12 protein-coding genes are annotated in these 11,777 nt (G+C 38.0%); all 12 read left to right on the top strand.

Annotated features, from left to right (window positions below):
• The first annotated feature begins 65 nt into the window (after nt 1-65).
• The 12 genes from gyrA to D8805_RS08750 all read left to right on the top strand — a co-directional run bounded on the left by gyrA (nt 66) and on the right by D8805_RS08750 (nt 11,737).
• A complete protein-coding gene (gene gyrA, locus D8805_RS08695) occupies nt 66-2,534 on the top strand; it encodes a DNA gyrase subunit A (RefSeq protein ID WP_125416843.1) in 2,469 nt (822 codons plus the stop codon).
• On the top strand, nt 2,534-3,280 hold the full coding sequence (locus tag D8805_RS08700; RefSeq protein WP_125416845.1) for a class A sortase: 747 nt from the start codon (nt 2,534-2,536) through the stop codon (nt 3,278-3,280). The genes gyrA and D8805_RS08700 overlap by 1 nt, the downstream gene beginning before the upstream one ends.
• Before the next feature lie 73 nt (nt 3,281-3,353).
• A complete protein-coding gene (locus D8805_RS08705) occupies nt 3,354-3,770 on the top strand; it encodes a hypothetical protein (RefSeq protein WP_125416847.1) in 417 nt (138 codons plus the stop codon).
• Nucleotides 3,771-3,796: 26 nt separating this feature from the next.
• Nucleotides 3,797-4,426 carry a hypothetical protein gene (locus D8805_RS08710; RefSeq protein WP_125416849.1) on the top strand — a complete coding sequence of 210 codons (630 nt, stop codon included), beginning with the start codon at nt 3,797-3,799 and terminating at the stop codon, nt 4,424-4,426.
• A gap of 121 nt (nt 4,427-4,547) precedes the next feature.
• A complete protein-coding gene (locus D8805_RS08715; RefSeq protein ID WP_125416851.1) occupies nt 4,548-4,751 on the top strand; it encodes a hypothetical protein in 204 nt (67 codons plus the stop codon).
• 37 nt (nt 4,752-4,788) lie between these two features.
• Nucleotides 4,789-5,130, top strand: coding sequence for a hypothetical protein (locus tag D8805_RS08720; protein WP_125416853.1), 342 nt, complete (start codon nt 4,789-4,791; stop codon nt 5,128-5,130).
• 122 nt (nt 5,131-5,252) lie between these two features.
• Nucleotides 5,253-5,600 carry a hypothetical protein gene (locus D8805_RS08725; RefSeq protein WP_125416855.1) on the top strand — a complete coding sequence of 116 codons (348 nt, stop codon included), beginning with the start codon at nt 5,253-5,255 and terminating at the stop codon, nt 5,598-5,600.
• A 124-nt stretch (nt 5,601-5,724) separates the two neighbouring features.
• Nucleotides 5,725-6,522 carry a formate/nitrite transporter family protein gene (locus D8805_RS08730; RefSeq protein WP_125416857.1) on the top strand — a complete coding sequence of 266 codons (798 nt, stop codon included), beginning with the start codon at nt 5,725-5,727 and terminating at the stop codon, nt 6,520-6,522.
• Nucleotides 6,523-6,672: 150 nt separating this feature from the next.
• Entirely contained in the window at nt 6,673-7,953 is a 1,281-nt protein-coding gene (locus D8805_RS08735) for an O-acetylhomoserine aminocarboxypropyltransferase/cysteine synthase family protein (protein ID WP_000196319.1), read from the top strand.
• A 94-nt stretch (nt 7,954-8,047) separates the two neighbouring features.
• Nucleotides 8,048-9,322: a DUF2130 domain-containing protein gene (locus D8805_RS08740; RefSeq protein ID WP_125416859.1), complete on the top strand. Its 1,275-nt coding sequence runs from the start codon at nt 8,048-8,050 to the stop codon at nt 9,320-9,322.
• Between the two features lie 6 nt (nt 9,323-9,328).
• A complete protein-coding gene (locus tag D8805_RS08745; RefSeq protein ID WP_125416861.1) occupies nt 9,329-10,999 on the top strand; it encodes a hypothetical protein in 1,671 nt (556 codons plus the stop codon).
• Nucleotides 11,000-11,008: 9 nt separating this feature from the next.
• Complete coding sequence (locus tag D8805_RS08750) at nt 11,009-11,737, top strand: hypothetical protein (RefSeq protein ID WP_084852307.1); 729 nt, start codon at nt 11,009-11,011, stop codon at nt 11,735-11,737.
• The last annotated feature ends 40 nt before the right edge of the window (nt 11,738-11,777 follow it).

An 11,777-nucleotide genomic window follows, 5' to 3' on the forward strand; every position in this document is an offset into this window, starting at 1 on the left:
TGAAATAAAGGACATTTTATGGTATAATATATCTAATTACTAATAGTGAAATGAGGCATTTATTAATGCAGGATAAAAATTTAGTGAATGTCAATCTGACAAAGGAGATGAAGACCAGCTTTATCGACTACGCCATGAGCGTTATCGTCGCGCGGGCCCTTCCTGACGTTCGAGATGGCTTAAAACCTGTTCACCGCCGTATTCTTTACGGAATGAATGAATTAGGTGTTACTCCAGACAAACCTCATAAAAAATCAGCCCGTATTACAGGGGATGTTATGGGTAAATACCACCCGCACGGAGATTCCTCTATTTATGAAGCCATGGTCCGTATGGCCCAGTGGTGGAGCTATCGTTACATGCTTGTCGATGGGCATGGGAACTTTGGTTCTATGGATGGAGACGGTGCTGCCGCGCAGCGGTATACTGAGGCACGCATGAGCAAGATTGCTCTTGAAATGCTTCGTGATATCAATAAAAATACAGTTGATTTCGTTGATAACTATGATGCCAATGAACGTGAACCCTTGGTTTTGCCAGCTCGTTTTCCAAACCTTTTAGTCAATGGGGCAACTGGTATCGCTGTTGGGATGGCAACCAATATTCCACCTCACAACTTGGGTGAAACCATTGATGCAGTGAAGTTGGTTATGGATAATCCTGAAGTGACGACTAAGGACTTGATGGGAGTCTTGCCTGGTCCAGATTTTCCGACTGGTGCTCTTGTCATGGGGAAATCAGGGATTCATAAGGCTTATGAGACTGGTAAAGGTTCCATTGTCCTTCGTTCTCGTACAGAGATTGAAACCACTAAGACGGGTCGTGAGCGCATCGTTGTAACAGAATTCCCTTATATGGTTAATAAAACCAAGGTACATGAGCATATTGTTCGTTTGGTTCAGGAAAAACGCCTTGAGGGCATTACAGCCGTACGTGATGAGTCCAACCGTGAAGGGGTTCGCTTTGTGATAGAGGTCAAACGCGACGCGTCTGCCAATGTTATCCTTAACAACCTCTTCAAGATGACCCAGATGCAAACTAACTTCGGTTTCAATATGTTGGCGATTCAAAATGGCGTGCCAAAAATCTTGTCCCTTCGTCAAATTTTGGATGCTTACATCGAGCACCAAAAAGAAGTGGTTGTTCGCCGTACCCGTTTTGACAAGGAAAAAGCGGAAGCGCGTGCGCACATTTTAGAAGGTCTTTTAATTGCACTAGACCATATCGATGAAGTGATTCGTATTATCCGTGCCAGCGAAACAGATGCGGAAGCGCAAGCCGAATTGATGAGCAAGTTCAAGCTTTCTGAACGTCAAAGTCAAGCTATCCTTGATATGCGTCTTCGTCGTTTGACAGGATTGGAACGTGATAAGATTCAGTCTGAATATGATGAATTGATTGCCTTGATTGCAGATTTGGCTGATATTCTTGCTAAACCTGAGCGTGTAGCTCAAATCATCAAAGAGGAATTGGACGAGGTCAAACGCAAGTTTGGTGACAAGCGTCGTACGGAGTTGATGATCGGAGAGGTCTTAACCCTTGAAGATGAGGATTTGATTGAAGAAACTGATGTCTTGATTACCCTTTCTAATAAGGGCTATATCAAACGTTTGGACCAAGGTGAGTTTACTGCACAAAAACGTGGTGGTCGAGGAGTCCAAGGTACGGGTGTAAAGGATGATGACTTTGTGCGTGAGTTGGTTTCAACCAGCACCCATGATCATTTGCTCTTTTTTACCAATAAAGGAAGAGTATACCGACTAAAAGGTTATGAAATCCCTGAATACGGTCGTACCGCCAAGGGATTGCCAGTTGTCAATCTTTTGAAGTTGGACGAAGGTGAGAGCATTCAGACCATCATCAACGTTGATTCTGAGCGTAGTGATGATGCTTATCTTTTCTTCACAACTCGTCACGGTGTTGTGAAGAGAACCAGTGTCAAAGAATTTGCAAATATTCGTCAAAATGGGCTGAAGGCCTTGAATCTCAAGGATGAAGACGAATTGATTAATGTTCTATTGACAGAAGAAGATACGGATATTATCATTGGTACCAAGTTTGGTTATGCCGTTCGCTTTAATCAATCAGCCGTTCGTGGCATGAGCCGTATCGCGACAGGTGTCCGAGGAGTCAATCTTCGTGAGGGTGACACAGTAGTTGGTGCTAGCGTGATTACAAACCAGGACGAAGTCCTTATCATCACTGAAAAAGGTTATGGTAAGCGTACCCTTGCTACTGAATATCCAACTAAAGGCCGTGGTGGTAAAGGGATGAAAACAGCCAATGTTGCTGAGAAAAATGGTCCTCTTGCAGGTCTCCTCACTGTTAAGGGGGATGAAGACCTGATGATTATCACAGATACAGGTGTCATGATCCGTACAAATGTTGCCAATATTTCACAAACAGGACGCTCAACTATGGGAGTGAAGGTGATGCGTCTAGACCAGGATGCTAAGATTGTGACCTTTACAACGGTTGCCGCAGCAGAAAAAGAAGAAGTTGGGACTGAAATTGAAACAGAGAGTGAAGTATAATGTCTGAAAAAGATAGTAAAAAGAAAAAAAAGAAACGTAGGAACCTGCTGACCAATATCCTAGCAGTCTTTCTCATCCTCTTGTCCTTGGTCTTGATTTTTAATTCAACGATTCGAAACATGTTTATGGTTTGGAATACTAATAAATATCAAGTCAGTCAGGTGACTAAGGAAAAGATTGAAGAGAATAAAGAGACAGAGGGAAATTTCGATTTTGATTCTGTCAAATCTATTTCCTCTGAGGCAGTTTTAGCTGCCCAGTGGGACGCTCAGCAACTTCCAGTTATCGGAGGGATTGCCATTCCTGAAGTAGAGATTAATCTGCCTATTTTTAAAGGTTTGGATAATGTAAACTTGTTCTACGGAGCAGGGACCATGAAAGCAAATCAGAAAATGGGGGAAGGCAACTATTCTCTAGCCAGCCACCATATCTTTACTGCTGAAAATGCGAGCCAGATGCTCTTCTCACCTTTAGTCAATGCCAAAGTGGGGATGAAGATTTATCTGACTGATAAAGATAAAGTATACACCTATGTGATTCGTGAGGTGAAGCACGTAACGCCTGATCGCGTAGACGAAATTGAAGATCGTGATGGTATCAAAGAAATCACATTGGTGACCTGTGTCGACTACGATGCGACAGAGCGAATTATTGTTAAAGGTGATTTTAAAGAAGTTAAAGCATATTCTGAAACATCTGATGATATCCTAAGCGCCTTTAATCAGCCATATAAACAACGTTATTAACCTCAAAAACCAGTGAATTGTATTTTTCACTGGTTTTTGTCAAATAGAACCGTCGGTCAAAGGAGAATAATGCATGTTCGAATATTTTTTGTTTGGAATGAAAACGATGTGGGAAAGTCCTGTCTTTAGTTTTGCCTTTTACTTATTAGCCTCTATTCTTTTACTAATCTTTTGGCGACGTTTTATAATTGTCCGTCGTAGTGGTGGTGATTTTTTTGCCCCGTTTCACATTGCCAATGGGAGACTTTATATTCACAATGCTTTTGTATTTGTGAAGAGAATCATTCCGCTGAATAACATCAAAATGATTGAAGTCAAATATATTCGAAGTGTCAAATTGAATGGGGCAAGTTATCATTTGTTTATCGAAAGAAAAGATGGAAAAGCTGTCAGTTTTTTCTTCGGACAATCAAAACAGAATGATCTCCTTGTGAAGAATCTAAAGAATGAAACTAAAAACTACCATATTAGAATTGTAATAGATGGATAAGTGTTTAGCTTAAGAAAGGAATGATCATGGATAAGTTACAAGAAGTCAGAGAAAATGAACAGTTAAGGACCTTACTGATGACTGAATGTGATATTTATTTTTATGAAACAATAAGTGAAGTCCAGTTTTCAGGGAACAATGAGGAATACTCTCTTGCCTGTAAGGCATTTGCTCAAGACGGTAGTGGGGGAGAATATGTTTTTCTCGAAGATAACAGCATAGGATTTATCGGAAGTGAGAGCCAAGTGGGGAGAGTAGCAGAAAGTCTGGATGACTTACTAACATTCCTACTTCACGCAGGTTGTATTTCGGATTTTAGCTGTCGGTATCTTTATCAGAACACAGACTTATTGAAAGCATTTTGTAGGGGCTATGTGTCTAAAATACGAGTAAGCTATCAGGCTAAGCAGGAAAATTGGGATTTGGTACGAGGAGATATGGCTCAAAAACTATCACTTTATTTCAATCCCCAAAAACTAGAAAAAGTAGCCATGGCATTTTATCAAGCGGCGACAAGGGAGCCTGTCTTTTCCTGTAAGTATATAGACGGTGAAGAAGAGTATACCTGCGATTCAATCTTGTCGGACATTGTAGGCTTGTGGACGACAGAACTTGTAGGTATGAGTAGAGAAGAAATTGAAAACTATAAAATTTGATAATGTCTGATGCTTGCAAGATGATCATTCAACTTTAATGGTTGTGAGAGGAAGCAGGTCAGTAGGTTGAAAGATTTATCGTAAGAAACCGAAGGATGCCTAGTATAAGAGAGGATAGATAATGAGTCAGTCAAGAGAAAAGTATTTAGTTAGGCTCAAAGAAGACATAACAAGTAGTTTTCCATTTGACAAGGATCTTCCTATGATATTCTTGGGAGGAATTGCCAATATGGCTGGACATGGGATCTTCATAGGAAAATCGGGGAAATCTTATTTTGGATATCATATTTCACATTTTAGAGAACTAAGTGAAGATGAGATATAGGACTTTCGCAGTAGGAAAAATAGATGAGGAGTTGAGAATGAATAATCAGATTGACTTGGTACTTCCAAAACTATACGCAGAATTCTTGAGTAAAATCGACAAAGCAGGAGAGTTGATAATAGAGAATACAGGCATCACCTTATACTCAAGACTAGATTTGCTAGAAAGAAACTCCACCTACCAAATAGAAGAGTGGGAACCTGATTTTTTCCTGATTGGGCAAGATGGGGATGTCGCTTTTTTTATAAAGAAAGATTCTGACGACACTATTTATATGAATGATTTGGGGGCATTAGGTTCACTGGAAATGAAACCCATATCTTTGAATATTTTCGAGTTTGTGCAACAAGTGAGTGAACATTATGATGATATCTTCTAATCATTGCAAGTGTTGTTATTTTATCATACGCGTGTGTGGAAGACGTTTTTATGAAAGCATTTGAACATTTTGATTAATGTTACTAAATTTTTAGTAAATGATAATGATTTGGAGAGTGAACAATGAATTTTGATGAGAGTTTACAGCAATACACTTATGAGCATGAGGGAGTGACCTTTGTTTGGGACGAAGAGCCTGATTGTGACTTTATAGATAAAGTTGAACTGTTATCAAAAAATTATCAGGAAAATCTCAATAGAATTATCAACTTCATGCTAGCTGATCTTAAGAAAATGTATGGAGCAGTCAGCGAGGAAGATGTGAAGAACAAGCTGGGGAAACCTATCATTGACTATAATCAAGGAACAGTTAGTTATTGTGAGCAAACCTTCGATGACTGGCACCTATTTGAGTTTGAATTTTGGGATGATCAATTTGAAACATTGAAATGTTTTTCTGTTAATGGGTAAAGGAGAGATTTATGGAATTCCCCCAATGCCTTGATTTTCTTTGTAGAAAACGTATACAAGAAAGGCTTTTCAAAATGCGTGCTTTATGTTATAATATTCACAAATAAAAGTTTAGGAGTTTTTTATGGTCTCTTCAGAATTTATCTCAAAGATTGAATTTGCTTGTAAGAAGAAAGAAAGTCTTTATAGCCAAAGCAAGTTTAAGTATGCGATTCGTTCCATGTTTGCAGGTGCCTTTTTAACATTTAGTACAGCTGCGGGTGCAGTTGGAGCTGACTTGATTAATAAGATCGTACCAGGTAGTGGTCGCTTCCTTTTCCCATTCGTTTTTGCTTGGGGATTGGCCTACACTGTTTTCTTGAATGCTGAGCTGGTAACTTCAAATATGATGTTCTTGACAGCTGGTAGTTTCTTGAAAAAAATCTCTTGGAGAAAAACAGCTGAGATTTTACTTTACTGTACCTTGTTCAACCTTATCGGAGCTTTGATTGCAGGTTGGGGCTTTGCCCACTCAGCAGCCTATGCAAATCTGACACATGATAGCTTCATTTCAGGGGTTGTAGAGATGAAGTTAGGTCGTTCGAATGAGTTAGTCTTACTTGAAGGTATTTTAGCCAATATCTTTGTAAACATTGCCATTCTTTCATTCGTTTTGGTGAAAGACGGTGGGGCCAAACTTTGGCTTGTCTTATCAGCAATTTACATGTTTGTATTCTTAACAAACGAACACATTGCTGCGAACTTTGCTTCTTTTGCGATTGTTAAGTTCAGTGTTGCAGCTGATTCAATTGCTAACTTTGACATTCCTAATATTCTTCGTCACTGGGGTGTAACCTTTGTCGGAAACTTTATCGGAGGAGGTCTCTTGATGGGCTTGCCATACGCTTTCCTCAATAAAAACGAAGATACTTATGTCGATTAAAGAAATGAGCACGAGTGAATCGTGCTTTTTTGTTTGAGATATAAGACTAGTCATAGTTGTTCCTTATATCAAAATATAGAAAAACGGTATTGGAAAAGACTAGCACAAGATGATACAATATCCCTAATGAAGCTATTTGGAGGTCGTCTTATGACTCGTGATTTTAAATTTGAAACTCTACAATTACATGCTGGGCAAGTAGTTGATCCGGCAACTAAGTCTCGTGCAGTACCGATTTATCAAACAACATCCTTCGTTTTTGATGACACGCAAGAAGGTGCGGATTTGTTTGCCTTGAGAAAACCAGGCAATATCTATACTCGTATTACCAACCCTACAACAGCAGCCTTTGAAGAAAGAATCGCTGCTCTTGAAGGTGGTGTTGGAGCACTAGCGACAGCATCAGGGATGGCTGCTGTAACCTACACTATTTTGGCGCTTGCTCACGCAGGTGACCATGTGGTGGCTGCGTCAACTATTTACGGTGGGACCTTCAACCTCTTGAAAGAAACCCTTCCTCGTTATGGGATCACAACAACCTTTGTCGATGTGGATAATTTGGAAGAAGTAGAAGCAGCTATCAATGACAATACCAAACTTGTCTTGATTGAAACCTTGGGGAATCCCTTGATTAACATTCCTGACTTGGAAAAATTGGCTGAGATTGCGCATAAACACCAGATTCCTCTCGTTTCTGACAATACTTTTGCCACACCATATTTGATTAACGTCTTCTCTCACGGTGTAGATATTGCCATTCACTCTGCAACTAAATTTATCGGTGGGCATGGTACGACTATTGGAGGAGTTATTGTCGATAGCGGTCGTTTTGACTGGGCAGCTTCAGGGAAGTTCCCACAATTTGTTGAGGAAGACCCAAGTTACCACAACTTGAGCTATACTCGGGATGTGGGTGCAGCAGCCTTTATTATCGCTGTTCGTGTTCAATTGCTTCGTGATACAGGTGCTGCCTTGTCACCATTTAATGCCTTTCTCTTGCTCCAAGGGCTTGAAACTCTCTCTCTTCGTGTTGAACGTCACGTGCAAAATGCAGAGAAAATTGTTGATTTCCTTGTAAATCATCCTAAGGTAGAGAAGGTAAATTATCCAAAACTAGCTGACAGTCCATATCATGCCTTGGCTGAGAAATATTTGCCAAAAGGTGTTGGTTCAATCTTTACCTTCCATGTCAAAGGTGGAGAGGCAGAAGCCCGCAAGGTGATTGATAATCTGGAAATCTTCTCTGACCTTGCAAACGTAGCAGATGCCAAATCTCTTGTTGTCCATCCAGCCACAACTACTCACGGTCAGTTGTCAGAAAAAGATCTAGAAGCAGCAGGTGTAACACCAAACCAAATCCGCTTGTCTATCGGTCTTGAAAATGTAGAGGATTTGATTGAAGATTTGCGCTTGGCCTTGGAAAAAATTTAAAGTAACAGATATAAACAGTGGGTTTCGACTCGCTGTTTTTGATTTTCCCTCAGGCATGATATAATGGTTACAGAAGTCTAGAAAGAGGAAAGTTATGAACGAAATCAAATGTCCCAACTGTGGGGAAGTCTTTACAGTAAATGAAAGTCAGTATGCCGAACTTTTATCCCAAGTGAGAACGGTTGAGTTTGATAAGGAATTGCACGATCGCATGAAGCAGGAGCTGGCCTTAGCTGAGCAAAAGGCTATGAATGAGCAACAGTCTAAACTAGCTCAAAAAGACCAAGAAATCGCGCAATTGCAGAGTCAAATCCAAAACTTTGATACAGAGAAAGAGCTGGCCAAGAAAGAGGTTGAACAGACAAGCCATGAGGCTTTATTGGCCAAGGACAAGGAAGTACAGGCCTTGGAAAACCAACTGGCGACCTTGCGTTTAGAGCATGAAAACCAACTTCAAAAGACTCTCTCTGATTTAGAAAGAGAGCGTGATCAGGTCAAAAATCAGCTCCTCTTGCAAGAAAAGGAAAACGAGCTGTCTTTGGCTTCTGTTAAGCAGAATTACGAAGCCCAGCTTAAGGCAGCCAGTGAGCAAGTAGAATTTTATAAGAATTTCAAAGCCCAACAATCCACAAAAGCTATCGGGGAAAGTTTGGAACAGTATGCAGAAAGTGAGTTCAATAAGGTTCGTAGTTTTGCCTTTCCAAATGCCTACTTTGAGAAGGATAACAAGGTCTCTGCGCGTGGGTCTAAGGGGGACTTTATCTTCCGTGATTTTGATGAAAATGGTCTAGAATTCATTTCCATCATGTTTGAGATGAAAAATGAAGCGGATGGAACAGAGAAGAAGCACAAGAATGCCGATTTTTACAAGGAATTGGACAAGGATCGTCGGGAGAAGAACTGTGAATATGCCGTTTTGGTGAGCATGTTAGAAGCAGATAACGATTACTTTAACACGGGTATCGTGGATGTCAGCCATGAATATGAAAAGATGTATGTGGTCCGTCCTCAGTTCTTTATCCAGTTGATTGGACTCTTGCGCAATGCGGCGCTTAATTCCCTAAAATACAAACAAGAATTGGCCTTAGTTCGGGAGCAGAATATCGATATTACACATTTTGAGGAAGATTTGGACGCCTTTAAGCTAGCCTTTGCCAAGAACTACAACTCTGCTTCAACCAATTTTGGTAAAGCTATTGATGAAATCGACAAGGCCATCAAACGCATGGAAGAGGTCAAGAAGTTCCTAACCACATCCGAAAACCAACTCCGCCTCGCTAATAACAAATTGGAAGATGTTTCAGTTAAAAAATTGACTCGGAAGAATCCAACCATGAAAGCGAAGTTTGAAGCGCTGAAGGGGGAATAGAAAGCAGTGGAAAATGAATTATTAGTATTGAATACTGAAGAAGTAACTGAGTCCAAAAATTTAAACTATGATGAGTTAGAAGAACTGTTGGAACAGCAATTTACAATGGAGTTTTCTAATCTTGAGAAATTAGAAGTAGATTGTAAAGAAATTAGTTCACCGGATAAATTAGGAGATGTTATTTTAGATGAAATTTGGAATCAATTCGGGAATCAAATTGGTTTAGATATGACAAGTGACACGCTTCTTAAGCAGTATAACGATAAACATCCTAATGGTTATACAAAAGAAGAGGGTGCTAAAATAATGAAAGATAAAAGGTATACTGATGCAAAGAATGCTATGAAAGAAAAGCAAAAATCTGGAAATTTAAAGGATGAATATACTGGAAAAACTTTAAAATTAAATGAAAACGCAAATTTGGATCACGTTGTAGCACGTAAACAAATTTTTGAAAATTCTTGGAGAAAGATTGCTGATATAGATACTGCAGATTTAGCAAACAAAAAGGAAAATTTAGCAGCAACTAATGAATCGCTTAATAAAAGTAAAGGTGCAAAATCTAATAGCGAGTATATAAAGGATAGAGAAGTAAGAGAAAAAAATCTAAAAGAACAAGTTGAAAGAGCTAATAAAAAAATTGACAAGAAGGATATTTCAGATTCCGAAAAACGAAATCTTAAAGCTATAAACGAAAAAAGATTAAATGATAAATTAGCTGCTGATTCACATAAGATGCTAAAGGTTGAGAAAAAAGCCAAGAAAGCTATCAATAAAGATATAGCAAAAAAAGCTCCTGTAAGAATGGCGAACAAGGGAGGTAAAGATGCAGTTAAAGCTATGTTTGTTGCAGCGCTATTTGGAATGCTGAAGGAAATTATGAATGCTCTAGTGAGGTATTTTAAAACAAAAAAACAATCTTTTGATACATTTATGGAGGAAATGAAAAAAGCACTTCATTCATTTTTTGGCAAAATCAAAGATTTTATTAAAGTAGGTGTAGATAGTTTTGTTGGAAGCATTGTTGGAGAAATTATTGGCGCATTTAACCAGAAATTACAAAAACTTCCAAACTTGATTAAACAATTATTTGGTTCTATCAGAGAAAGCATTTCTTATTTATCTAACCCTGAAAATCAAACACATTCTACAGCAATTAAGATAGCTCACATTTCAAAAATCATTACTTCTGGTTTAGTTGCTGTAGGAGCAATGTTTTTAGGAGAATATTTTGAGCAGTTCTTAAATAAGATACCAGGTATGACTTTTGAAATAAAACTCCTAGGAACAATTGCTAATATTTTAGGGATGTTCTTTGCAAGTTTACTAACTGGAATCTTGGGAGCGATAATCATTAACGGACTTGATCAATTTATTTCAAAAAAATTAATTGAGGAAAATCAAAAGAAACAAGCTAATAAGAAAAACGAATTGTTAAGAATTCAGGATGTTCAAATTTTTGTTGCCGAGCAAAATGTTGCTGTTAAGCGAAATGATATATTCATTAAGATGGCTAAGAACCATCAAAAACTAAGAGAACTTCTTGGTAATGTTCAAGAGGAGTTTTCTAATTCAAAGATTGATTTCAAACAGCGATTATTAGCTAACGAAATATACTTTGATGAAAAGCAAAGTGAACTTGAAGAAATGCAAAGTGCATTAAACGATTTACTATAGGAGAATGTTATGTCAGAAGAATTAGAGATTCAGGTTTTAGCAAAGTCTGAAAGATTTAATGAGAAAAAAGAAGCGTTGAAAGCTTTTAGTGAAGAAATTCCAGAACAATCAGATTTACCGACTGTCCCACAAGACGATCCTATGCTAGGATTTATTGGTATGGAATATGATGTTAAAGGTAAGGATTTAAATGCTCTCACCGATGCTGTTCAAAATAGAATGATTGAACAAAACAAGCATATTAAAAAGATTATTCAGGAATTTAATACCATTTATGAAACTTTCCAAATATTGGATGATGAGTATATTCAAAGTATTTCAAAGTCTTTGATTGCAGCCAAAGAGGCAAATGATAAAGCTATGCAGGGATTGAAAGAAATTGAAGCCTATCAGGAAGGTAATAAGAAATTATTAAATGATGTTTTCAAACAAAATAAAGATTTAATTGATGTTTTAAAAAAACACAATGATAGGTTAGAAGATTTAGAAACACTAGAAAATAGTTTCAATAATTTGAAAGCACAAGTAAATAATACACAAAATAATTTTAAAAATTACCTTGATGAAATCAATAATAAATCAATAACAGAGGGAAATAATCTAAAGTTAATTGTTGAAAGTCTTGAAACAAAACTAGAAGAGAAACAAAAAGAGATTGTTTTTCTAAGAAAAGGATTCTATACTCTTGTAGTCGCTGTTGTTTTAATAGTATTTTTTCTATTGTTTAAAGGAATGTAGATGATTAGTGAAACTTATTTAAAATTGTTAAAATCAGAAG

This window comes from Streptococcus oralis subsp. dentisani (genome assembly GCF_003944205.1).
GTDB classification, from domain to species: Bacteria; Bacillota; Bacilli; order Lactobacillales; family Streptococcaceae; genus Streptococcus; species Streptococcus oralis_BH.